The organism is Chryseobacterium gambrini, assembly GCF_900156825.1.
In the GTDB taxonomy this organism is placed as follows: Bacteria; Bacteroidota; Bacteroidia; order Flavobacteriales; family Weeksellaceae; genus Chryseobacterium; species Chryseobacterium gambrini.
Map to the genome: position 1 here is coordinate 41,655 of NZ_FTOV01000011.1, position 24,825 is coordinate 66,479.

Genomic DNA, 24,825 nt, shown 5'->3' on the forward strand with positions numbered 1-24,825 from the left:
CAGCATAAAAAACGAAAAGAGCAGAAATTTCTGCTCTTTTTTATTGATAATTATATTTAATTCTTAATGTTTTACTATCAGATGGATAGATTTTTTCTCAGAATTAGCGAGAATACTTACTACGTAAACTCCATTCGGAAGATCGTTAATAGAAAATACTTTTCTGCTGATTCCTTTTCTTAAAGATTCGGATTCTGAAATCGTTTTAAGTGTTTTTCCGTTATAATCTGCCAATACGATATTTACTTTTGCATCTTCAGCCAGATTAAATTCTAAAGTAGCATTGGAAGAAGCCGGATTTGGAGATAATTTCACGTCCTGTAAAATGGCAGACTGAGCTTTTGCCTGTCTGCATTTGTCGTCGCAGAACTGCTCTCCGTCTGAAGGTTCTTTCTGGTTGATGGTAATCAGGAAATGACAAACACTTCCGTACAACTCATCAGGACTTCCTGTAATGGTTTGAGTAGCGGCAAAATCATAGCTTTCCGGTGAGGTAATGCTTGTGTTTTCCTGTTGGAAACTAAGCGCAACAGGGAAATATTCTCCTGCTTTCAGCCTGATATTTTTAAGGGAAGCGTTCTGAAGATCTGTGATGATAAATTCATGTTCATTGTAATTCAGCACCTGCATTCCTTCCATTACTTTTCCTCCGTTTTCCCATCTTTCCCAAGATATATCATTTAGTTTTACTACAATATTTCCTACGCTTTTGAAAGGTACGTTAGAATCTTTTACCAAATTGAATTTAACATCAAAATTCTTTTCAAAATCAAAATAATTTCCGAAGAAGAATCCTGATTTTTTAGGGAAAGTTCCGCTTAAGCTTACCAGTCTTGTATTTCGGGTTACAACGTTATTGTTATTGGTAACATTTGGCTGAATAGGAGCATTCGGACCCGGATTTTCGTTGTACATCGGATCTCCCGGAGATACAATTCTGCCTAAGAAACAAACCTGATTATCGGTAAGACCTCCATAAATTGCAGGATCTACCGGATTCCATTTGGCATCAATAATGTAAGTTTGTCCCGGAGCCAGAGCCGGAATTCTGAATCCCTGACCTGTTGCATACGTATTCGAGGCATTAAATCCTGTATACGGAGTAGTAAGTTCTCCACCTGCCGAAAAACCGTTAATTAACTGTATTCCGTTCCATGAGTTTGGCCATGTTTCGCCGGTAGATCCCATCGTCCAGTATAATCTTGCAAAACTTGGGGCAGAAGTTGTACAGCCGATATTTCGAACTCTGAATCTCATCACGTTAAATCCTGGTCCAAGATATCCCGGATCCTGATGGGTAAAGTTTAATAGAGAACTGTTGGTACGTCTGTTCCAGATATCAGGACTCTGATAAATATTTGCCCATGTCGTTGCAGAAGGGTTAGGTTCCAGACCGATATCCGCAGAACTGTCGAATGCAGCAAGACTGAATGTTGATTTAGCTCTTTGAACTGCCGCATAAGCATTTACCAATCCATATCCCATCTGGCTATTCCATGTTCCGTTTGGTCTTCCTGAAGTGGAGGCATAAGCATAAAGATCTGTTCTTACCTTTTGAGCAGTCTGTTCTATAATATCTCTTACCTGTTGAGCGGTTAAACAAGGGTTTGCAGATAAGATTAAGGCAGCTACACCGGCAATAACAGGACATGCAGAAGATGTTCCGTTAAAATTAGGGGTATAGTCTGAAGCATTATAACCATTGCTTCCCTGTCTGTCTGTGGTAGGCATTTTCACACCGGGAGCCATAATGTCGAGCTGACTTCCATAGCAGCTTCCCCATCCTTCTCCGTCACATGAGCCCGGATTTTTTCTTTCACCACAAGGACTTAATGCTCCAACCACCAATATCTGTGGATTCCAGCTTCCAGGATATCTGATAGTGGTATTGTTTTCATTACCTGCAGCAAAAACCACAACCATCCCTTTTCCGCCTCTGCCGTTTACCAAAGCGTTGGTAATTCCGTTTTCGATGATGGTGGAAGGTGCATATCCTCCCCATGAATTGCTGATTACATCTACGCCATTTGCTGTTGCCCAGTTGAAACCATTAGCCAATTGTTGAGGAGTATCGGAAAAAGTAAGATTGATACTGATAGAAATTAATTTTGTATTGGGAGCCACGCCGCTGATTCCTAAATTGTTGTTTTGAACGGCTCCGGCAATTCCTGCACAGGCGGTACCATGACTTCCTCTTACCACAGAAGGTGAAGTATTGGTCTGCGCATCATATCCTGATCCGAAAACATTCGCGGCAAGATCCGGATGATTCATTTCGAAACCATGATCAAAGATTGCTGTTTTCACGTTGGCTCCGGTGGATAAAGTCCATGCCGATTCAGCTTTTATATCAATTCCCGCATAAGAAGCCCCAAACTGTCCTGTATTTTTCAGTGACCACTGATTGGGATAAGAAGGATCTGCCGTAGCTTCCAGATTGTGATACATAAATTCCGGTTCCGAAGCTTCAAAAGATCCTGTTTCGTAAAATAAAGCGGACATTTCTATTGCCGTAGGAAGAGTGGAATTTTTAGAACATGAAATCGTAAACCAAAGTGGCATATATTCGTTATAACCTAATACTTCCACGTTGTTTTTCTGTGCTAGTTCATTCAGAAGTTTGAGGTCATTTTTTGATTTCAGTTTTACATAGAAATTATTAGACATTCCCATTTTTTGTTTTTCACCGCTTATAAAACAAGGGGATGCAACCAGTACATTGGGATTTTTGTTTTTTTCAGCGATATTGGCAATGTATTGTTCGTCTGAAATATTGGCGTCGGATTCAATTTCTACATAATAGCTTTTTTTGTCGCGTGCCACTTTTTTTCCGTCATTCAAAAGAGAATTTTTGGTAAAATTTTCAACAATCGGGGTGGTTGTTTTAAAATTTCTTACAACATCTGTATTGGTAGTTGAAATGGCAATTGATGATTTGTCTAATTGAAGGAAATATTTTTTCCCTTTGTAGTAATAAAAATACTTAGAAGCTGTTTGTGCGCTTATGCTCAGGATCATGAAGAGCGATAAGATGAATGTAAATATTCTAATTTTCATAATACTTTGTTTAATGGTTAAAATTTTTTTTAATGATCAGGTTTTTAATCTAAGGTGGTTTGAATAGAATTTCTGGCATAATTCATGTATTTGATATTAATAAGAATTTAATTTTTAAAGCACTAATAGTCAGTGCTTTAAAATGGATTTTATTAAGATTTTATTAAAGGTAAATGAATTGGGTTTAAACTGCCAGTTATAGTAATTAACTGTCATAAGATATTGATTAAGTGTGATGAAAAACAGAATAAGTGTTAATTTATACTTAAGAAAAATAGATCGTAAAACAAGTTTCGGCGGCACCGAAGGTACCGCCGAAACTTGTTTTAAAAGTAATTTTCCCAAAACCAGCTGGAAGAAGGAATTTCTTCCAGTATATTTTCTATTCCGGGCTTTTTGAGAAGAACATTTTTATATTCCAGTTGACCGAAATTTTCAGGAACAGGAATCTTTACATATACTCTGTTAATATGTGGATTTCTTTTTAAAAACACCACCATAAAAGTTTTGTTCTTGAGTTTTTCTGCCTGATGAATATTTAGATTTCCGATATCGGTTTTAGAATGATACGTTTTATTCTTAATTCTGAAAGTGTATTTAAAATCATAACCGGTGCCTCTTCCGTATCCTTTAACATCATTTATTATGGCTGAGGTACAGATGCCTTCTTTCTTGTATAACTTTGCATACAGTTTTCTTTCATTATTATCGTAAAGCAGTAAGCCTGCAATAAGAATAATCCAAAAATAAGCATGATATTTTCTGATCCAATTTATCATTACAAATAAATAAGCTGCGTTTTCAAAACCTTTCTACCCAGCTTTTCCAGAATATTTTTATAATGGGCAATCTGTCTGTCATTTTTCTCAGATTCTTCACCTGTTTTAAAATCTACAATGACGTAGCCTTCAGGACTCTTTAAAATTCTATCCGGACGATACACGCTGCTTTCACCGTTTTCGGAAATCATGATATCTTTTTCATTGATAACCTGCCATTTTTCATCAAAAAATTCAGAGTTATTTTTTATAATTTCTTCTAACTTTCTCTCAATTTCTGCGCTTTCCTCAATGGTTATCTGACCATCCAGAACGTAGCATTCCAGAACTTTTCTGATGTCTTTTGCCGTATTAATCTGCGAGAGTAATTCATGGACAAAAAGCCCGATTCTTACTTTTTCAACCCGTACCTGATAATTTTTTGACGGAGTGGCAATCTTAATCGATGTATTTTTTTCGTTGATGTTTTTTAAATTCTGAATATCCTTCGTTTCAAAATGGGAGGTTTTGTCCTTTGAATGTTTTTTCAGCATCTCAGGATTTACTTTATACAAATCAAACTCATCCAGATTTTCAGGATTTTTAGACTGTAAAAACTCCAGCAATTCCAGATTGTTAGACGTTTTATTTGCTTTTTGGATATAAAAGTACAATTGTTCTACAGGCCGCGTTGTCGCAACGTACTGCAGACACAACCTGTCTACAAAGTTTTTGTAAGAATTCTGTAAGTTGAAATACTGGATTTCCTCATCATACACCTCAAGATTTTTACTGAACTGATTAATATTAACCGACTTTAAAGCACTGTCATTGCTCGTTTCAAACCAATTGGTGAACTCAGCATCACGATTTTTATTAATCATCGGGATAAAAACAATCGGGAACTCCAACCCTTTTGCTTTGTGGATCGTCATAATCTGGATCGCATCAATATTTTCCGAAGCCTGAATCGTATATGCAGAAGCCTCCTCATCCCAATATTTCAGAAATTCTTTCGTACTCGCTCCTGCATTTTGTGTAAAATTGAAAAGCATCTCGAGAAAGTTCAGCAGAAAATCAGTCTCTTTATTTTCAACAGAAAATTCATTAATGTAATATTCAACAAAGTTGTACAGATTGAATCTCGGGAAATTGTCCTGCTTAAGCTTCAGAGCGTATTTTTCCTGAATAAAGTGTAACGTTTCTTCGTGCGTTTCAATTCCTAAAATTTCCTTCATTTCCAGGGTGAAATCTGCCATCTGAATTCTTCCCAGTTTGTTCAGGTAATACATCATCATGATCAGATTCGGCTTATTCTTAGGATTGCTTTCCCATCGCAGGAATTCAACAACGGCTTTAAGCGTGTTGGATAATTCTAAGGTAAGACCTTTATCGGAAATCGTTTTAATATTCGTTTCCTCTCCTTTGTAATTTACCTTCAGATTTCCCAGTTTTTGAGAATAGCTGAAAATATCAAAATTTCCACGGCATAGAATCGTAATGTCTGAAAATTTAAAGCCGTTATCCAGAATCTCCTGAATATCTTTCCTCATGCTTTCAGACGTATCGTTGTAAAAATCCTCATTCGTAAGATTTTCTATCAGATTTACTTTTACACGTCCTTCGATCGACGATTTCGGATTTTGTTCGGCATCAGTTCCGAAAATGTTTTTATGCTCTTCCGATAAAGATTCAGAATGAAATTTATACAGTTCGTTATTAAAGTGAACAATATTTTTTGCACTTCGCCAATTGTCTTTTAAAACCAATAAATCTGCCTGTTTAGGGGAAAATTCCTTTTTGTTGATGATATCGAGCATCAGTTTACTTTCCCCTCCACGAAAACGATAAATACTCTGTTTCGGGTCTCCAACCAACGTAAAAGAAGTATTTTCTGATGAAATGGCATGATCTCTCAAAGGAATAAAATTTTGCCACTGCAATTCTGAAGTATCCTGAAATTCATCAAAAAAATAGTGCTGAAACTGGGAGCCTACTTTTTCATAAATAAAAGCCGAAGGCTCATTCCGAAGGTTTTCGTTAATTAAAATATTAAATTTAGAAAGCAAAACAAGGTCGTTTTCTTCCTCAATTTTCTTCAGCTCATCCTGAATATCTTTATTTACCTTTAAAGGCAGAAGCGCGGATAAAATTTTCTCTTTTTTCTGGGTTTCTATGTACAGCCGAATAAGCTGCATTCTGTAATCAAGAAGCTGATCGAGAATTTCAAGAATTTCAGCTTCCTTGTTTTTTGATTTTGCCGAAGCTCCTTTCCGGTAGTTATTCACAACAGATTCTTCCGCAGTCGTAGGAAAAGGAAATCCCGGTCTTTTCTGATGATAAAAGTCTAATACTTTCGTAAAAAATCCTCCGATTCCGTTTTTTCCCTGTGCAAAATCTTCAATTTCAATATTCCTTGATCTGAATAATTCGATGGATCGTGTAGCCAATTCAATCGCCTGTTTTTTGTTCTGGGCAATTTCTTTTCGGAGTGTATCTTTGATGTTCTCGTAATTCGTGCTGTCGAAATCCTTATTGTTTTTAAGATGTTCGTAATGAATATCTTTCACGAACTCTTTTGCCGAGCCGTAAAGACTTTTATTCAGGTTTATTCTTTCATTATTTTCGAGACTGTACTCCACATAATCCATGAAAGAGTTGGAGATCACTTCGTTTTCGCCAATCTGATCGAGCATTTTATCAACCGCTTCAATCAGAAAAGGTTCCGCTTCAATTTCCAGATTGAAATTTTTGGCGAGTCCCAGTTCATAAGAAAAACTTCTTACCAGACGGGAATTAAAACGGTCAATCGTTCCGATATTCAGAGTAGAATAATTATGAAGCACATAATCCAGCATTTTTTTTGCGCGGTGATGCAGTTCATCGATCGTTATTTTCAGACCTTCTTCCTCAAATGCCTTCTGAATATTTTTTAAATCCGGATTTTCTGCAAAATTATCGTTCGAAAAATTTCCGAGCCACGTCAGAATTCTTTCCTTCATCTCATTCGCTGCCTTGTTGGTAAATGTCAACGCAAGAATATTCCTGATCGACTGCTGCTGATTAGGATACCGAAGACAGATCATTAAAAGCCTCTGCACCAAAGCATAGGTTTTCCCCGAACCTGCCGAAGCATTAATTACCGTATAAGAATTTTGCATTTCAGTGGAATTCAAAGTGCAAGTTAGCTATTTTTTAAGTGAAATTTTAACAATTTCAGACTGCTATTTAACAGTTTTAAAAATAAAATTCTAAAAGAAATCCTAAAACACGTTAACTGTGGTTAAACTTGTTGTTTAGTTTAAAAATAACTTTAGTTTTGCTTTATAAAAAATAACCTGTGAAAATAAAACTATTCTTTGTCTTAGCTTCTCTATTTTTCATCAACTGTAATGCTCAGAATTATATTTTCGGAAAAGTAACTTCTGAAGATAAAAATGAGATGCCAGAAGTTACGGTAATCAATATCCGAACTGATGAACGGGTTCTGACCAATCGTGACGGGCATTTTATGATTTCGGGAAGGGCAGGAGACGAGCTTCGTTTTGTAAAATCGGGCTATGAACGTATAAACAGTAAAATTAATCAGGAAAATATTACTTCTCCGGTTAATGTAACAATGATAAGGGCGGCAGAACTGATTGCAGAAGTGGAAATTAAAAAAAACATAACGGGAGATATTAAAATCGATGCAAAAAATCTTAATCCGCCAAGAAAAGTTGAAAAACTGAAGAACGATCTGGCAAAATATATGTCACAAAAGTCGGCTCCGGGAGTTTTGGCAGCCAGACCGGGAGAATTTGTACAGCCTGTAACCAAAGGAATTTACAGTTTCGGGAAAGTGAAAAACAAATGGGACGATGTGGATCTGATGAATTATCTGCAAAATTCTTTAGGAGATACCTTTTTTCAGGGGCTTCAAATTCCTAAACCACAGATCCAGCATTTCATCCTTTATATTTTAAGAACAGGTTTTGAAAGAAAAAATATCCTGAAATACGGCTATTGTACTGAAGCAGATATGAATCGGTTTAAAAATGCTGTGTTGGGAAGAATTTCAGCGTACAAATCGCCGCAGCCTCAAAAATAAATGATCTTATGAACCTCAGATTAGTTATTATTCTGTTTTTTATGTTTGTGAATGTCTTTTCACAACAGAAAATTTCGGGAAGGATTACGGATGAAGATGGCATCAATTTACCCTCCGTTACGGTAATGAATGTTTCTGCTGACAAAAAAACGTATACTGCCAATGACGGAACGTTTTCTATTGAGATCGCTTCTCCGGATGACGAAATCCGTTTTGTAAGAAACGGTTTTGAAAGATCTTCCATAAAAGCACTATATGGTTTAAACAAAGAGCTGAATATTAAGCTGACAAGAATTGCGGAAGACATTGAAGAGGTGGAAGTGGCTAAAATTACCGGAGATCTCGATAAAGATTCAAAAGCGGTGGCGAAAACAGATAAAGGGCAAATTGTGGAAGATGCGGTAGGATTGCCGCAACCCGTAGGAAAAATGCGAGAAAAACCGGCAGAAGTGAAGCAGGTTTTAATTCCGATCCTTTTGGGAAGCCTTAATGTTCAGGGATTGTATGATCTCATCAGTGGAGACGCAAGAAGGATGAAGCGTCAATATCGGTATGATGATCTTCAGGAAGATATTTTGTGGGTAAGAAACAGGGTGGAAGACGAATATTTTACGAAAGAAGGCATTCCTGCGGAGCGGATTTCGGAATTTATAGAATTTGCATTTGTGAATAAACCACAAACGCGAACTTTTGTAAGAGCCAAAAATTTAACCGGAGCTTTATCCAGAATGGACGACGCAATGCCTGTTTTTGTTAAAAGAATTAAAGAAAGCAAAATACCTTAATAAATGTTAAAAAAATCTTAAAATTTGGAATGAGAATTGATGCAATAGTTTAGTAAACAGACATTAAAATTATTATGGCTGTCCGCAATTTTTCATCATGAAAAAAACTTTGGGTTCTTTGTTGAGTGATACGCCTTTGTGAACTTAAAAAGCGGCTAATATTTAAAAAAACTTGAGAACTTTGTGTTAAAATTAGCATTATGATTAATTAAGGATAAGCGGAAAATTATTGTAACAAACAAATTCACAAATTTTTATGAATAAAAACATTCTTTCGATTGCCATTGCAGCATTAGGTTTCGTTATCGGTCTCGGACTTTTAGGAAATGCGATTAAAAACAGAAACAAATCTGAAAATACCATTTCTGTTACGGGTTTGGGAACCAAACAATTTACTTCTGATCTTATTACGTGGTCGGGAAGTTTTTCTAAGAATAATTTTGACCTGAAATCGGCTTATGATGAACTGGCTTCAGATCGAAAAACCATCAACGATTATTTATTATCAAAAGGAGTAAAGCAAAATGAGATTGTTTTTTCTTCTGTGGACATCCAGAAACAGTTTAAGAATTATACAGATAATAATGGGAACAATGTTCAGAATGAATTTACCGGATACAACCTTACCCAGACTGTATCGATTGAAAGTAAAGAAGTCGCAAAAATTGAAAATCTTTCAAGAAATATTACGGAAATCATCAACAGAGGAATAGAATTTACATCGTCTTCGCCAAATTATTTTTATACCAAATTAGCAACGGTAAAACAGGAAATGATTGCCTCTGCCACAAAAGATGCTAAAGAACGTGCAGAAAAAATTGCTGAAAATTCAGGAAGCAGTCTGGGAAATCTGAAAAAAGCAACGATGGGAGTTATCCAGATCACGGCTCCGAATTCCAATGAAGATTATTCTTATGGCGGAACCTTCAATACCGCTTCAAAAGATAAGGAAGCAAGTATTACCATAAAGCTGGAATATCAGGTAAATTAGTTTTTAACTGAAAAAAAATCCGAAGCATTTGAAACTTCGGATTTTATATTTTAATGATAAACAATATCGTAGATTTCGTCTTTTACTTCCTTTAGATTTTCAGGTTGATAATTAGCAAGGAGCCATAGATTTAAAGGTTTTTTTCCTTCGCCGTAACTTGGCTGAACATACATTTCATCAATCAGGCTGAAACCGTTTTTCTGATAAAAAGAATAGCGTCTTTTCGTATCTTCGGTTAAATGCCCGTGTTCTATCTCCAGAACAATTCTTGGATAATTTTCAAAAAGATAACGGGTAATGTGAGATCCCAGTTTCTGGCTTCTGAATTCCTCAAACACTTCAAAATGTTCCACAAAAGCAAAATTGCTGAGTTCCCAGATGATGAGGTAGCCTATATTTTTAGCTTCGTGAAGTACAGAAATTATTTTCACTTTAGGGTGTGAGAACAGCGGAGACAATTTGTCCCAGTCTCTTCTTTCGTCTGCGGGAAACGTTTTGCAGTATGCCTCAAAAATTTCCTTAACCCTGTAATCTTCTGTAGAAGTGATCTGTAAAAATTCCATATCTATAAATCAAAAACATTGGGTCTTCTGGTGATAAAAATATCCTTTACCCAAAGTGTGAATGCCAGTCCCAGATAAATTAAAAAGAAAAATCCTGCCGTTGCAAAAGTAGAGTAGATGAAAAATACTCTCAGTTTAGAAACAGGAATTCCGAGTTTTGCGCCCGTTCTTGTAAGAACGCCAAACCATTCTCTTTCCATTTTATGGCGGATATTATCAAGCATTTGAAGATTCTTTTAAAATTTTAAATCCAATACCGCAATTTAAGCAATTTTTTTCTTCACAGGAATTTTTAAAATGATAAATCAGACTTTGTGATTCCAGTGCTGTTTTACACTTCAAGCCCAGCTTTTTCCAGTCAGCAATAACTGAATTTTTTTCGGACGGAAGGTTTTTGTAAAAAAGCAGAATTTCGTCTGCAATTTCTTCTTGGTGATATTGATGATAAGTATATTTTAAAGGCAAAATGGTGTTTAAAATAATTAATTCAATAAAATCCCGCGATACAACTTTGGTCTGATTTACCGATGATATTTTCCCGAAATTATAATGATCATCCCAGTATTCCGAAGCTTTGATATCACTAAAAATTTCGAAAAGCTCTTCTGTATTTTTAACATGGATGATTTTTGAAAATAAGTTCTGATGCGTGAAATAGAGATTCGCCAACTGCGACAAACGGAGCGTAGGAAAATTGGGTGGTCTTAATCTGAGAAATTTAGGGTGAAACTTAAGATTGGAAATGTTGAATTTTGCCTTGATAAAATCAAATTCCCGCTTCCAGATTTTCATCGTTTCATCCTCCGGATTTTCCAGCCAGCCGGAAACACCAAAAAATAAAGCTTCCAGTTGGGTTTCGTTTTGCCGGATCTTATTAATGATGGTAAAATCTATGCTTTCCGCAATTTGCCTGAAAATAAATGCATTCACCTTTAATCCGAAAGAATAGGCTAAAGAATGAAACAAAACGGCCTCAAAATTATTTTTAAACTGAGCTAAATTCTTCTCAAATTCTAAAGATTTCTCCGCCAGTTTTTTAAGAACATTTTCTTCATGAAAGTGAACCGGAATTTTATCGGGATCAAAAATATTTTCGCAGGGAATAAACTGCGTTCCGCCGATCAGTTTTTCATATTTCCACAGGATATTTTCGTCGATATGATCTTTTAATTCCAAGGTGGGAATATTTTTATTTTTCAGTTCCTCAATTTCACAATCGTTCTGAAAAACGACATGAAGAATTATATTCTGATAGTTTGGATCGTGTGAATGGTTGTGAAAGATCCAGTCGGAAGATTTTACATGAAGTTCAATATTTCCTGCAAAAGTAATTTCATTGATCTTCACCTTCGCCGCCAGAAAATCCGGACCGGAATCTGTATTCCATTTCCCGAAGTCTAAAATTTCAATAGGATTGCCTTCAAGATCTTTGAAGTCGAAATGCTTGAACACTTTATAGTTCCAGAGATATTGTAAGAGTTTTTCGGTCATGGGTGTTTAATACAAATATAGAATAAAAATGATTCATAAATGTTAAATATTTGAAAATCAATTAAATAAGAAAATTATTTTATAAATAATTCAAAAGTCATAAATCCTTTCAGAGAAAATAATTATTTGCATGAAAAATATTAATCTTCCAAAACTCGATGTATAAAAAAGCTGCATCCTTTTGAATGCAGCCGTTATGTTTTATGGTATAAATCTAACAAGTTTTTAAAATCTGTTAGGTTTTGGTAAGTCAAAACTTTCTTTATATAATGCTATGCTTTGGTAAGCTCACTTTTGAAATTTTCGATGGTGGTTCTGTACATTTCTTCGTAGATCGGAAGAATATTTTTAAGGTCGAATTTTATTGCCTGTTCTTTGGCATTGACTTTCATCTGCGCCAGAAGTTCGTCGTTGCTTAGTAACTTAATGGTGTAGTTGCTCATCGCCTCCACATTTCCGATCTCGGCAAGAAAACCTGTTTCTCCCTGAATATTTACTTCCGGAATTCCTCCCGCATTCGAGCTGATGACCGGAGTATTGGCTGCCATTGCTTCCAGTGCGGCAAGACCGAAACTTTCCTGTTCAGAAGGCAGTAAGAATACATCCGAAAGCTGAAGAATTCTGTAAAGATCATTTACTTTACCCAAAAGACGGATTTTCGAAATCAGATCCGGGTTATCTTCCAGGAACTGGTTTACTTTCTCCATATCCGGACCTTCTCCGATGATGATAAGCTTGGATTTTACCTTTTTCTGAACATTCTTGAAAATCTGCAATACTTCTTCCACACGTTTTACAGGACGCAGGTTCGATACGTGGATTAGGATTTTTTCGTCCGGATTGGCAAACTGTGTTCTCTGGCATTCGTTGCACTCGTCAAACTCAGAATTATCGATAAAATTCGTAATCACCTGAATTTCTTTTTTAATCTTAAAGAACTGGAGCGTATCTCTTTTCAGACTTTCCGACACCGAAGTGATCGCATCCGACTGGTTGATGGAGAATTCTACAGCGTGTTTGTAGCTTGGATGCTGCCCGACCAATGTAATATCTGTCCCGTGAAGCGTTGTAACCAAGGGAATATCGTTGTCGTCTTCCTTCAGCATCTGTTTGGCTGTAAAAGCTGCGTAAGCGTAAGGAATCGCGTAGTGTGCATGAAGCAGATCCAGTTTGTAGAGATTCACTACACGGTAAATCATCGAGCTCAGCGCAATATCATAAGGCTGATACTGGAAAAGCGGATAAGTCTGAACATTTACCCTGTGAAAGAAAATATTCGGATTGGTAATATCTAATCTCGCAGGAAGTGCGCTGCTGATGAAGTGGACTTCATAGCCTTTGTTGGCAAGCGACATTCCGAGTTCTGTTGCTACAATTCCGCTTCCTCCGTAGGTGGGATAGCAAAGTATGCCTATTTTCATTTATTTTGGTGGTATTTTTTAATTGTTTGTACTGCAATTTTTTTCATAATACTGGCGTAATACTTCCGGATTATTATTTTTAATTACTATTTTTTCTGCTTCAAAATCACTTACAAGTTGCGGACATTTATCTTTGAAGAAATTTCTAACCTGTCTTCTTAACATTTGCTTTTTATTAAGAGTCGGAATACTATTGTTAATATAGATGACCTGCGGTTTTTCATTTTTATACTGAAAGAAGAAATATTCATGAGAAGAAGGCGTTACGGAGTAATGATATCCGTTATTAACCCCACCATCGTAGGCGTAAGCAACATACGTTGAAATTTCACCTGAATTTATTTTTTTCATCCAGCAAAAAGTGGTTTTAGGTTTATCCGATAAAAAGAAATAAATATATTCATTTAATTCCGCAGTTACTGTCTCATTGTTTTTCGGATTGATGTATTCTACTTTATCCAGCAAATTTATTTTAATCTTCTCCTTTTTTTTAGAGCCATTTTCTATAAAAGCCAGTTTAGTTTCTTCGTTAGATACCATATCTGCTTTTCCGGTTCTTTTGCTTCCATCCAAAAAATACAAAGTAGCATCAAATTGCTGCGCTTTTGTGTTGAATGAAACTGAAATAACGATAAAAGCTAAAAGTTGAATAATTTTTGACATCATGTGTTTTTTTATTGCATTTATTTTTGTGAATTATTTAAATCCATTCCCATTCCTGCCTTCAAAGTATCATTTACCAGAACAGGAAGCCTGCCCTGGATTTTTGTTTTTCCGTTTAATGCATCGGCTGTCGCATTCATTGAGTCTTCATTGTTTTCGTACGAAACCAGAACGGTTGAAACCTTTGAAATGTCAATATCTTTCAACGCGTAAGCGCTTCCGAAAACGTTAAGAATGACATTCTGATTTTTCGTAAGGTCGGATAACACTTTCTTTGAAGCGTCTGAAATTTTATAAGGTTTGTAAGCCGTGGAATTATCTTTATGGAAACCGACAATCACTGTGGAATTTGCCGGGATAGTAGCAATTTCATCAGCTTTTTTAATGATGATATTTGAACCTAATCGATTGGCAAATGTCTGATAGGGAGATTCTTCCAATGGAACATAATATATTTGTTTTCCGGTTAATGGAAGCAGTTTTTTTTCATCCTTCAGCAAAGTGAGTGCATTTGAATAGAGATTCTGAACTAAAGTTTTATGAGAATCATTATTTAAATCTGAATTAATGTTTTCAGGATTTTTAGGGGTGTATTTATCAAGTCCTAAAAAATATTTGGTTAAAAGGATCTTTTTCACACTTTCCTCCACTCGTGATTGTGAAATTTCGCCGCTTTCAATAGCTTTCTGAATTAGTTTTTTCCCTTCTGTAACTCCCTGTGAAAACAACATGATATCGTTTCCAGCTTTAAAAGCCATTGCATCCAGTTCTCCGGGTTTGTATTTGTTGGCAACAGCGCCCATATTTAAAGCATCGGTAATAATTAAGCCTTTGTAGCCGAATTTATTTTTTAAAATACCGGTGATGATGTTTTTAGAAACTGAAGCCGGAATTCCTTTGTTAGGTTCCAGAGCAGGAACATATAAATGTGCCACCATTACTCCTCCGATTCCTTTATTCATAAGGGTTTTAAAAGGGGCAAGTTCTACATTGTTCAGCCTTTCAAGATTGTGTGTTACCACCGGAAGATCGGTGTGCGAATCTGTGCTTGTATCTCCGTGTCCAGGAAAATGTTTAATTGCCGCTAAAATAGAATTGTTCTGAAGTCCGTTTGCATAAGCCGATGCAGAATTTACCACATTGCTGACTTCCGAGCCGAAGCTTCTGTTTCCGATAATCGGGTTGTTGGGATTGGTGTTTACATCCACAACAGGCGCAAAATCCCAGTTGATGCCCATCCGGTGACAGTCTTCCGCAATTTTAGCCGACATTTTTTCAATTAAACTTTTATCCTGAATAGCTCCTAAAGTCATTGCCCACGGAAATTTGTGCGCCGCAGCGATTCTCTGGTACAATCCCCATTCTGCATCCATCCCGATCATTAAAGGGACTTTTGATTTTTGCTGAAATTCATTTACCAAAGTGATTTCTCTTGCCGCATCGTCCTGCATCAGAATCAATCCTCCGATCTTATCATTGGTGACAATACTCCTTACTTTTTCAATTTCATTTTCACCTCGGTTGGTGTAAAGTGCCACGATAAAAAGCTGCCCAAGTTTTTCGTCCTGAGATAAGTTTTTATAGGTTTTATCTACCCATTGGTTTGCCTTTTTCAAATCGTCTTTGGAAATGTTTTTAGGCTGGTATTGAGCAGATAGTTTTGAGCTTGAGAATATGAAAATGAAAAGTGAACTGTAAATAAGTTTCTTCATAATTTTTTGAATAAGAACAAAAATACAATTAAAAAAATGATGAAAACAAAGTTTTTGAAATTTTTGGTATATGATTTGAATACGCTTTATAAATAATAAACAACTAAACTTTTATAAAATGAAAAAATTTCTTCCAATTTTAATAATGGCTTTTGTAAGCTTATTTATATTCAGCTGTGATAATAATGATAATACTGTCGGTGACGGTGATACCTATCCAAAAATGAGAGATGTTACAGGAAGTTTTACTAATGCGAACGGATATTCTTTTACAGTTCCTATCAATATAGAAAGTACAGATGTGGTTTTAGTATACAGAAGAGATCCGGCTGCGAGTAATGCTTGGCAATTAATTCCTAAAACCTATTATCTTTCAGGAGGTAGAGAATTAGATTATAATGCACTTTTCAGTTCTCAAAATCTTGAAATTTATACAGAAGCGAACTTTGACCAAGCAACAATGACATCTTCTGAGATGAGTACTTACCTGAATAGCCAGACATTCAGAGTTGTTTTAGTTCCGGCAAGTCCTGCTAAAAATTCATCTACAGTAGATACAAGTGATTACAATGCGGTAATTAAATATTACAATTTAGATGAGTCTAAAGTAATCACGGTGAAAGCGAATTAAGAATATATCTTTTCAGTTTTTTATAATTACAAAAAAGCTCCGGAATTTCTTTCGGAGCTTTTGCTTTTTTATTTATCACTGTCATCGAGTAGATGACCAAAATAATCTTTTTTTGTCTGTAAATATCCTTTACTGATTTCGTTTGCCGGAATCTGCAACGGGACTCTTGAGTTGAGGTGGATATTGCTTTCGGTTACATATTTTACTTTTTCAGGATTGTTGGTAAGAAGATTAATATCTTTTACCCCCAATAAATTCAGGATTTCAATAGCAACCCCGAAGTTTCTGTCATCCGCAGGAAGTCCAAGTTTTAAATTGGCTTCTACGGTATCAAAACCTTTTTCCTGTAAAGAGTATGCTTTTAATTTATTGATGATCCCGATGTTTCTTCCTTCCTGACGAAGGTAGATAATAATGCCTCCATTTTCATGGATGTATTTCATGGCAGCATCTAATTGCTGTCCGCATTCGCATTTTTTGGAATGGAAAACTTCCCCGGTAATACATTCTGAATGAAAACGCACGTTTACAGGTTTGGAAAAATCTGTATTTTCTGCAACGATCGCCATGTGAGGCATCCAGTCGTTTTCGTTTTCAGAGAGCGCGATCATTCGGAACGTTCCGTATTCCGTAGGGACGTTGGATTCCGCCTGAATTTTAATCATTAATTCCTAATTGGTTTTTTAGTTTCTTTTTACAGAATCTTCTATGGCAGAAATGTTGGTTTTTAATCTCACCAAATATCTGTTGAGAACCTCATTGTCGTCCTCTTTAAGATTCTGTCTTAGCTTTTGAATTTTTTTATAGGATTTTTCAAAGTCTTTTATTGCTCTGTTTTTACCCTGAAGATTACCTGCATCTATAGCATAAAGATAGTTTTGCAGGCTGTACTTTAAAGTAGTGATTTCAGTGTTTAAAGCTGTATTTTTAAACTGCGGAAAAGTAGCAATGAGATTGGATATTTCTGAAGCGTTTACATTGTCACGAACATTAATTTCGATGTTGTTTTTGGCTCCTTTATCAGAATCTGAACCTTTTGTTTCGCTATAAAAACTATTCGACAACGGAGAAAAATTGGGTTTTTCCGTTGCGCAGGAAGATGTTATAATTAGTAGTACTCCAAAAAAAATTATTCGTTTCATTTTTGCTGCCCCTTTTGATAAAGGATTGGGTTAAGACTTTCATCATTGTACATTTTCATTTGTTTGTACACTTTCATCTTAACATCTCCGTTCTCGATATCAGTAAGCAACTGATTAATAGAAGTGGAAAGATCTTCATGCTGGGTAAGAAGAACATCCAGTTTGGCTTTACAAGCTGCTCTGTGCTCTTCTGAAGCAGATTCTCTGTAGGCTTCCTGCGACATATGATAAACCTTTAATGCAAGAATTGATAACCTGTCTACCGCCCAAGCGATTGTTTCGGTATTTATTTTTGCGTCAGGCTTAGGAGTAATATTTTCAAACTTTTTCAGAAACCAACTGTCGATAAATTCTACCAGATCTGTTCTTTTCTGGTTGGATGTATCAATTGTTCTCTTCAAATGAAGAGCTTCAGTTGGGTCAATATTTTCATCTCTAATTATATCTTCCAAATGCCATTGAACGGTGTCAATCCAGTTTTTAGCATACAAAATCCGTTCCAAAGTATCCTTTTCGAACGGGTTATTAATTAGAGTGTTAACGTCATCAGACACGTGATAGTCTTCAATAGCCTGATTGAAGACTTTCCATGCAGTCTCAGTAAAATTCATTGAGTGTAAAGAATTTTTAGTTGCTCGAAGAGTTGTTGTTTGTTGTCTTGTTTTCAGAACCCGGTTTGTCCTCTTCTTTTACAGCATCTTTAAATTCTTTGATACCAGAACCTACACCTCTCATCAGTTCAGGGATTTTTTTACCTCCGAAAAGTAGAAGCAGAATGACCGCTACGATCAAAATGTGTTGCCAAGATAATGACAGTATTGTTAATGTATTCATTTCTAAAATTTTTACAAAGTTAGTCTTTTTTTAATAAGAAACCCAACCTAATGGATCTACCGGAGTACTTCCGTTCCATACCTGAAAATCAAGGGTATAGGTTCCGTCAAAATCCTGTCCTACCACTCCAACCGGTGTTCCTGCGGAAACCTGCTGTCCTTTGGAAACACTTACGCCGGAAAGGTTGGAATAGATGGTAAAATAATTTCCGTGTCTCAGCATAACGGTTTTTGTTCCGTCGCTGTTTGCCAATACAGAAGATACTGTTCCCGGAAATACAGATTTTGCTCTTGTTCCGGAGGGTACGGAGATTTTTATCCCGTTGTTCTCCTCATCAATGTTTTTAAATACAGGATGCGGATGTCTTCCGAAGCGATGCGTAATCTGTCCTATTCTGTCCGCAGGATATCCCAATCTGCCTTTATTATCTGCAAAATTACTTCCCGCAACAGTAGTAACGCCATAATTGGTCATTGCTTTGCTTTCAGCAGCTTTCTTATCGTCTTCTTTTTTCTTTACCAATGCTGCTTCTGCTGCTCTTGCTGCCGTTAATTTGTCAGATGCTTCCTTTGCTTTCGCATTAGCTTCATCAGAAGCTTTTTTGGCTGCTATTTTTCTCGCTTCATCTCTTGCTGTTGCTTCAGAACGGGCTGCTTCTTCATTACGTTTTCTTTCTTCTTCTGCTCTTTTTTCAGCAAGTTCTCTTGTTTTTCTAGCTTCAACTTCCGCGGCTAATCTTTCTTTTTCCAAAGCTTCTGCTCTGGCTTTAGCTTCAGCTTCAATTCTCGCTTTTTCTCTCTCAGCCGCTATTTTTGCCAAACGGATTTTTTCAGCTTCCGCTTTTTTTCTTGCTTCCTCTTCTGCTTTGGCGATTCGGATTTCTTCGGCAATGATGCTTCTGATCTGTCCTTCCAAGGCTTTAGACTGAGTCTGCTTTTGTCTTAGTTCAGCGGTAAGTTTAGATTCATTTTTCTTAAATTCTGCAACCAGCTGCTCTTTTTGCGCTCTTTCTGCATTAATCGTTGTTAAATCTTTCTGCTGACTTACCAATAAGTTTGCTTTTTCTTTTACAGAGTTTTGTCTTCTGGCAATAGTCTGCTTTATTTTTTCTGCGGCATTGGTAATTTCCGCTGCCTTTTTATCTTGATAATCAGAATATTGCTTTAAATACTGAACTCTTCTTATCGCTTCCCCCAGATTTTTAGCCGAAAGGATGAACGTTACCTTGTTTTGTACCCCTTTATTTTTGTAGGCATTTACCAAAACCTTGGCATAATTGTCTCTTAAAACTTTAAGATCTTTATTCTGACGGTTAATTTCCAGCTGACGCAGATAAATATCGTCTTCAATAAACCTCTTTTCCTTCTGGGTATTGGTATAGACTTTTTCTCTTAAAGCCAGTTTTTTATTAACATTATCAAGATAAGCAACCGAAAGTTTAGATTCGGTTCTTGTCTTTGCTAAGTCTGTATTTATTTGTGCAATTTGTTTTTTAAGTTCAGCATTTTGTTTTTGCAGCTGTTCTTTTTTCTGATTCTGCCCATAGTGGAATCCGAACAGTAAAATACCTATTAAAAAGCTAAATTTTTTAATCATTGAATCTCAATTTTCTTATAACTAGATGGCACAGAATAGGGTGTTTCCATCCTCGAAAAATCAAATTTCGTATTTTCTATTAAAATCTGGCTGTTTTTACTTCCTTTTATAATTATTTTAACATTTTTTGGCAACTTTACATTATTCGGTTGAAGCTCCCAATCACTATATACGATTTGCATGGCATCATTGGATTTAGCATCCCTCAAATTTACCGTTGTAAGATCAAAATCATCCGAATATTGCATCATGATTTTATATTCCCTTTCTATATTTTCCGTAGAAATTTTGAGGTTGGAAATAGATTCTACAAGATAACCGTCATTATTCTTTACAATTTTTGCATTTCTGTCGCTTAAAGTGAAAAATGTTCTTCCTTCTAAAAGTTTTTCGAGATTTTTATAATCGATAAAGTTAACGTTCAGAAGATTGTTTAAATAATCAAAATCGGAATCGATGTAGTTTTTGTTGTATTTATCCATCGCTTTAATTCCTTCAGGAGTAATTAATGCTCTTGCTGCATTAAAAAACAGAAAGTCTATTCTTGACCATATTTTTTTATCGGTTTCAATATAAATGACTGCATCCAGCGGACTCACTTTTATGTTGTCTGCCGTTATTTTGCTGGTAATTTTAAGATATTCAAACTGCGGATGAAGATAAATTTTCTGATAAAAATCCATTCTGTCTCCAATATGATTTTCTTTTTTGTCAGGATCCTTCATATCATTCACAACGAGACTGTCGGTATTCTGATTTTGTTGCATGGCTGTTTTTCTGGATTTACAGTTAAAAAGAAATACAGTTAAAATAAGTAATGGAATCCACTTTTTCATGCCGGAAAATTTGATAAATTGTTGCAATATTAACGCCAAACCACACAAAACATTTTGTGTGGCTTGAAGATAATTTATTTATGTTAATATTTTATATTTTCGAAAAATTATTTAGACAAAAAATCCAGAACGGAATAATCTCCCAGAGAAATTTCCCTTGCAACACCGAAATACTGAGCAGAATTACCAATCATTGAATTGGAAAGGTTTCCATGGTTGATTCTTGTATTTTCCTGAATCAGAGAGTTTTCTATATTTGAATTAACAATGATGGTGTTATTCCCCAAAGAAACTCCGGGACCCACTTTTGAGTTTGAAATTTTCACATTTTCCCCTATAAAACAAGGCTGAATAATCAAAGAATTTTCGATCTGCGCAGAAGCGGGAAAATGAGACATTGCATCTCTTTCGTATTCAAGAATTTTACTGTTGGTTTCTACGGTTGCGTTTTTGTTTCCGCAATCCATCCAGTCATTTACTTTTCCAAGCGTGAATTTTGCTCCTTTTGTTCTCAGGTTTTCCAGTGCTGTAGTCAGTTGATATTCACCACCGTTTTTAATATCATTGTCCATGATATAATTAATTTCATCCATCAGTTTCTCGGCACTGTTGAAATAATAAATACCAATAATGGCGAGATCCGAAACGAAAGTCTGGGGTTTTTCCACAAAATCTGTAATGAAACCGTAGTTATCTAATTTAACTACTCCGAAAGCAGAAGGATCTTCTACACTTTTTACCCAGATTACTCCATCCGAGTTTTTATCTAAAACAAAATCTGCTCGGAATAATGTATCTGCAAAAGCAATTACTACATCTCCCGTCATCGACTGTTCTGCACATTTAATGGCGTGAGCTGTCCCAAGAGGATCATTCTGATAATAAATGCTTCCTTTTGCTCCCAGTTTTTCGGCAATCTGAATAAGAGATTTTTCAATCTCCGGACCAAAATCCCCGATGATAAAAGCTACTTCTTCAATGGTTTCTCCCGCAACTTTAGCAATATCTTCCACCAGTCTCTGTACGATCGGCTTCCCTGCGATAGGGATAAGAGGTTTTGGTACTGTCAGTGTATGTGGACGTAATCTGGAACCGCGTCCAGCCATAGGAACAATAATTTTCATAAATGATATAAATATGTTTTTTTGTTAGTTCTAATTTTTTATAAAGATAGCAATAAAACCTTTGAGTGTGATAGTATTGCCAAGAGTTTTCAAGTTTTGTCTGGTGCAACGCAGAATCCGGTATAAGCAAATTCAGAGCCAGATTTATCGTTTGATTTTTGATAAAAGCATCTCTTTTTCGGAGTAAATGAGGATACCTGCAAAAGTTATAAATAAGGCATTACTCATTAAAATATCATAATTAAAATATTTAACAATGATAAAGCTGAAAGCTCCCAATAATATCAGAAAGAATGACATTTTTTTCATTCTGTAAGGGATAGGATAATATTTTTGACCAAGTAAATAAGAGACGATCATCATAATAGCATAAGCTCCGAAAGTTGCCCACGCAGAACCGAGCATACTGTGATAATACTTAAGTGCCAAAAGATTAAGGGTAATATTTATTCCGGCTCCAAGCCATGAAATAATGGTTCCTACACTGGTTTTGTCCGTCACTTTATACCATGTTGAAAAATTGTAATAAATTCCGAAACAGAGATTGGCAACCACAATGATAGGAATAATATCTATCGCGATCCAGTAAGATTTATTAGGGATAAATACACTTTTCAGCCAGGAAATATTAGCGATAATTCCTAAAGCAACCACACAGGCAAAAAATGCAAAATACTCAGCTACTTTAGCATATGTTTTTTTAGCATCTCCTTTATCCATTTGTTTAAAAAAGAAAGGTTCAATTCCCATTCGGTAAGCGGTGACAAATAATGTCATTAGTACAGCTAACTTATAGCATCCTCCATAAGCACCGGCTTCTTCATCAGAAATAAGACCTCTTTGAACAGATTTATCGAAATTTTCATTCACCATGAAAGCAAGACCAGCCAACATCAAAGGAAACGAATATTTAATCATTCTGCTAAATAAAGAAGTCACAAACTGAAATCTTACCTTTAATATAATAGGAAGCAGTAATAAAAATCCTAAGGCACTTCCGGCTAAATTACTAAAGAAGGGGAAGTCTACGTTTTGGTCCAATCCAAAGCTTTTAGATACATTTTCGGGGATCCAGAAGAATAATGCTGCTGTAAAAAATGCCTGAAATACAGATTGTACAATTCTTACTGCAGAGTATTTTATCGGTTTATTATGAAAACGCAGCCAGGCAAAAGGGATTACTAAAAGATTATCAAAAAAAGCAATTAAAGCAAACCATCTGATGTACTCAGGATTATGATGATAACCTGCATAATCAGCAATCGGCTGATTGAATAAATAACATAAAACTAGAAAAAGACTAGAGGTTGAAAATAAAAACCAAAATGAGGTATTAAATGTTTTCTTCTCATTATCCTCTTCAGCAGAAAATCGAAAATAAGCAGTTTCAAAGCCAAAAGAAAGGATAATGTTCACAAAAGAAATCCATGCATAAAGCTGTGTGAAAATTGCAAAACCTTCGTTGGGAATTTTATAAATCAAAAGTGGATTTAGGATGAATAAAATAATTCTTGGCGCTATAGCTCCAATTCCATAGATAATTGTCTGTCCTAATAATTTCTTATACAACGTGTGAAATTTTATGCAAATGTAAATATTTAGAAATTGATTTTTTATCGGCGGCATTAAAATTCATTCATAAACCTTAATTTTGAAGAACTTTGTCAAAGTTTTAAACTTTGACAAAGTTGGAAGTATGGCTCCATCTCTAATTTGTAAAAAAAGTAAAAATGAAAACCTTAATCAAAAAAGTAAAAATCGTAAACGAAGGAAAGATTGTTGAAGGCGATATTTTATTGGATAACGATTTAATTTCCAAAATAGATTCCCAGATTTCCGAAGAAGCAGACCGGATTATTGATGGCGAAGGGAAATATCTTTTACCGGGTGTTATCGACGATCAGGTGCATTTTCGTGAACCGGGATTAACGCACAAAGGAGATATTGAAACAGAATCGAGATCCGCAATTGCAGGAGGTACAACCAGTTTTATCGAGCAGCCCAATACCGTTCCTAATGCGGTAACACAGGAATTATTGGCAGATAAGTACGAAATTGCCTCTCAGAAATCTTACGCCAACTACGGCTTCATGATGGGCGGAACCAACGATAATCTGGAAGAAGTATTAAAAACAAATCCTAGAAATGTTCCCGGAATTAAATTATTCCTGGGTTCTTCCACCGGAAATATGTTGGTTGACAATCCCGAAACGCTGGAAAAAATCTTCAGCAATACAAAAATGCTGATTGCCGTTCACTGTGAGGATGAAGCAACCATCAAAGCAAATACTCAAAAATATCTGGATGAGTACGGAGAAGATATTCCTGTGAAGTTCCATCATCTGATCAGAAGTGAAGAGGCTTGTTATAAATCCTCTTCGAAAGCCATCGAGTTAGCAAAAAAAACAGGGGCAAGACTGCATGTTTTCCACTTGTCGACAGCCAAAGAAACAGAACTTTTCAGAAATGATATTCCTTTAAAAGATAAAAAAATTACAGCGGAAGTTTGTGTTCATCACCTGACTTTCACCAATGAAGATTACGAAACAAAAGGCGGATTAATCAAATGGAATCCTGCCGTTAAAACCCAAAAAGACAAAGACGGACTTTGGGAAGCTTTGCTGGATGACAGAATTGATGTGATTGCAACGGATCATGCGCCTCACACATGGGAAGAAAAGCAGAATGTGTATACAAAATGTCCTTCCGGAGCACCTTTGGTTCAGCATTCTCTGGTGGTAATGCTGGAAAATTATAAAAATGGAAAAATTTCTTTAGAGAAAATTGTTGAGAAAATGGCTCACAATCCTGCCATTTTATTCAGAATTGAAAAAAGAGGTTTCATAAGAGAAGGCTATAAAGCAGATCTTGTTTTGGTAGATTTAAATGAAAACTGGACCGTTGAAAAAGAAAACATCCTCTACAAATGCGGCTGGAGCCCGTTGGAAGGAATGAATTTCCATTCTAAAGTCACCCATACTTTTGTCAACGGAAATCTGGTCTACGAAAACGGAAAAATCAATGAACAGAAATTCGGGGAGCGTTTGCTTTTTGAAGTTGAATGATAAATATAAAATAGAACAATATCAATAGAAGCGGACTTTAGTCCGCTTTTTCCATTTAAAACGGAA

The 24,825-nt window shown here is 35.8% G+C and carries 22 protein-coding genes; 5 read left to right on the plus strand and 17 right to left on the minus strand.

Annotation, left to right across the window (positions count from 1 at the left end; genetic code table 11):
- Positions 1-63: 63 nt before the first annotated feature.
- From BW951_RS16930 to BW951_RS16940, 3 genes are all read right to left on the minus strand, one after another.
- Complete coding sequence (locus tag BW951_RS16930; protein WP_084196476.1) at positions 64-3,057, minus strand: S8 family serine peptidase; 2,994 nt, start codon at positions 3,055-3,057, stop codon at positions 64-66.
- Positions 3,058-3,383: 326 nt separating this feature from the next.
- Complete coding sequence (locus BW951_RS16935; protein WP_076395064.1) at positions 3,384-3,836, minus strand: hypothetical protein; 453 nt, start codon at positions 3,834-3,836, stop codon at positions 3,384-3,386.
- Complete coding sequence (locus tag BW951_RS16940) at positions 3,836-6,976, minus strand: UvrD-helicase domain-containing protein (protein WP_076395066.1); 3,141 nt, start codon at positions 6,974-6,976, stop codon at positions 3,836-3,838. Before BW951_RS16940 ends, BW951_RS16935 begins: the two co-directional genes overlap by 1 nt.
- Before the next feature lie 179 nt (positions 6,977-7,155).
- Here BW951_RS16940 and BW951_RS16945 point away from each other — a divergent pair, with 179 nt between their 5' ends.
- The 3 genes from BW951_RS16945 (at position 7,156) to BW951_RS16955 (ending at position 9,681) form a co-directional block, all read left to right on the plus strand.
- Positions 7,156-7,905 (plus strand): carboxypeptidase-like regulatory domain-containing protein, encoded by a 750-nt coding sequence (locus BW951_RS16945; protein ID WP_076395068.1) that lies wholly within the window; start codon positions 7,156-7,158, stop codon positions 7,903-7,905.
- 8 nt (positions 7,906-7,913) lie between these two features.
- Entirely contained in the window at positions 7,914-8,690 is a 777-nt protein-coding gene (locus BW951_RS16950; protein WP_076395070.1) for a carboxypeptidase-like regulatory domain-containing protein, read from the plus strand.
- Between the two features lie 256 nt (positions 8,691-8,946).
- On the plus strand, positions 8,947-9,681 hold the full coding sequence (locus tag BW951_RS16955; RefSeq protein ID WP_076395072.1) for an SIMPL domain-containing protein: 735 nt from the start codon (positions 8,947-8,949) through the stop codon (positions 9,679-9,681).
- Between the two features lie 50 nt (positions 9,682-9,731).
- Here the strand turns inward: BW951_RS16955 and BW951_RS16960 are convergent, their stop codons facing one another.
- From BW951_RS16960 to BW951_RS16985, 6 genes are all read right to left on the minus strand, one after another.
- Positions 9,732-10,244, minus strand: a complete 513-nt coding sequence (locus BW951_RS16960; RefSeq protein WP_076395074.1) for a GNAT family N-acetyltransferase — start codon at positions 10,242-10,244, stop codon at positions 9,732-9,734.
- Positions 10,245-10,246: 2 nt separating this feature from the next.
- Positions 10,247-10,468, minus strand: coding sequence for a PspC family transcriptional regulator (locus BW951_RS16965; protein WP_029297636.1), 222 nt, complete (start codon positions 10,466-10,468; stop codon positions 10,247-10,249).
- The gene (locus BW951_RS16970; protein ID WP_076395076.1) at positions 10,461-11,735 is read right to left on the minus strand and encodes a DUF2851 family protein; all 1,275 of its coding nucleotides are present in this window, start codon (positions 11,733-11,735) and stop codon (positions 10,461-10,463) included. The genes BW951_RS16965 and BW951_RS16970 overlap by 8 nt, the downstream gene beginning before the upstream one ends.
- 272 nt (positions 11,736-12,007) lie before the next feature.
- Positions 12,008-13,156 (minus strand): N-acetyl-alpha-D-glucosaminyl L-malate synthase BshA, encoded by a 1,149-nt coding sequence (gene bshA, locus BW951_RS16975; protein WP_076395077.1) that lies wholly within the window; start codon positions 13,154-13,156, stop codon positions 12,008-12,010.
- Between the two features lie 18 nt (positions 13,157-13,174).
- A complete protein-coding gene (locus BW951_RS16980; protein ID WP_139326198.1) occupies positions 13,175-13,819 on the minus strand; it encodes a hypothetical protein in 645 nt (214 codons plus the stop codon).
- A 20-nt stretch (positions 13,820-13,839) separates the two neighbouring features.
- The gene (locus BW951_RS16985) at positions 13,840-15,531 is read right to left on the minus strand and encodes a glycoside hydrolase family 3 protein (RefSeq protein ID WP_076395081.1); all 1,692 of its coding nucleotides are present in this window, start codon (positions 15,529-15,531) and stop codon (positions 13,840-13,842) included.
- A gap of 118 nt (positions 15,532-15,649) precedes the next feature.
- On the opposite strand from BW951_RS16985, the gene BW951_RS16990 reads away from it, so the two are divergent.
- Positions 15,650-16,162: a hypothetical protein gene (locus BW951_RS16990; protein WP_076395083.1), complete on the plus strand. Its 513-nt coding sequence runs from the start codon at positions 15,650-15,652 to the stop codon at positions 16,160-16,162.
- 68 nt (positions 16,163-16,230) lie between these two features.
- Here BW951_RS16990 and ribA read toward each other — a convergent pair whose 3' ends face one another.
- From ribA to BW951_RS17030, 8 genes are all read right to left on the minus strand, one after another.
- Positions 16,231-16,827: a GTP cyclohydrolase II gene (gene ribA, locus BW951_RS16995; protein WP_076395085.1), complete on the minus strand. Its 597-nt coding sequence runs from the start codon at positions 16,825-16,827 to the stop codon at positions 16,231-16,233.
- Positions 16,828-16,845: 18 nt separating this feature from the next.
- Positions 16,846-17,304, minus strand: a complete 459-nt coding sequence (locus BW951_RS17000) for a hypothetical protein (protein ID WP_076395086.1) — start codon at positions 17,302-17,304, stop codon at positions 16,846-16,848.
- On the minus strand, positions 17,301-17,915 hold the full coding sequence (locus BW951_RS17005) for a DUF4254 domain-containing protein (RefSeq protein WP_076395087.1): 615 nt from the start codon (positions 17,913-17,915) through the stop codon (positions 17,301-17,303). The genes BW951_RS17000 and BW951_RS17005 overlap by 4 nt, the downstream gene beginning before the upstream one ends.
- Positions 17,916-17,931: 16 nt before the next feature.
- The gene (locus BW951_RS17010) at positions 17,932-18,138 is read right to left on the minus strand and encodes a twin-arginine translocase TatA/TatE family subunit (RefSeq protein ID WP_076395089.1); all 207 of its coding nucleotides are present in this window, start codon (positions 18,136-18,138) and stop codon (positions 17,932-17,934) included.
- A 30-nt stretch (positions 18,139-18,168) separates the two neighbouring features.
- Complete coding sequence (locus BW951_RS17015; protein ID WP_076395091.1) at positions 18,169-19,734, minus strand: peptidoglycan DD-metalloendopeptidase family protein; 1,566 nt, start codon at positions 19,732-19,734, stop codon at positions 18,169-18,171.
- Positions 19,731-20,570: a lipoprotein insertase outer membrane protein LolB1 gene (lolB1, locus tag BW951_RS17020; RefSeq protein ID WP_076395093.1), complete on the minus strand. Its 840-nt coding sequence runs from the start codon at positions 20,568-20,570 to the stop codon at positions 19,731-19,733. Before lolB1 ends, BW951_RS17015 begins: the two co-directional genes overlap by 4 nt.
- A gap of 107 nt (positions 20,571-20,677) precedes the next feature.
- Positions 20,678-21,694 (minus strand): sugar phosphate nucleotidyltransferase, encoded by a 1,017-nt coding sequence (locus BW951_RS17025; protein ID WP_076395095.1) that lies wholly within the window; start codon positions 21,692-21,694, stop codon positions 20,678-20,680.
- 144 nt (positions 21,695-21,838) lie between these two features.
- Complete coding sequence (locus tag BW951_RS17030) at positions 21,839-23,263, minus strand: oligosaccharide flippase family protein (protein ID WP_076395097.1); 1,425 nt, start codon at positions 23,261-23,263, stop codon at positions 21,839-21,841.
- Between the two features lie 161 nt (positions 23,264-23,424).
- Here BW951_RS17030 and BW951_RS17035 point away from each other — a divergent pair, with 161 nt between their 5' ends.
- Positions 23,425-24,759, plus strand: coding sequence for a dihydroorotase (locus BW951_RS17035; RefSeq protein WP_076395099.1), 1,335 nt, complete (start codon positions 23,425-23,427; stop codon positions 24,757-24,759).
- Positions 24,760-24,825 lie beyond the last annotated feature (66 nt).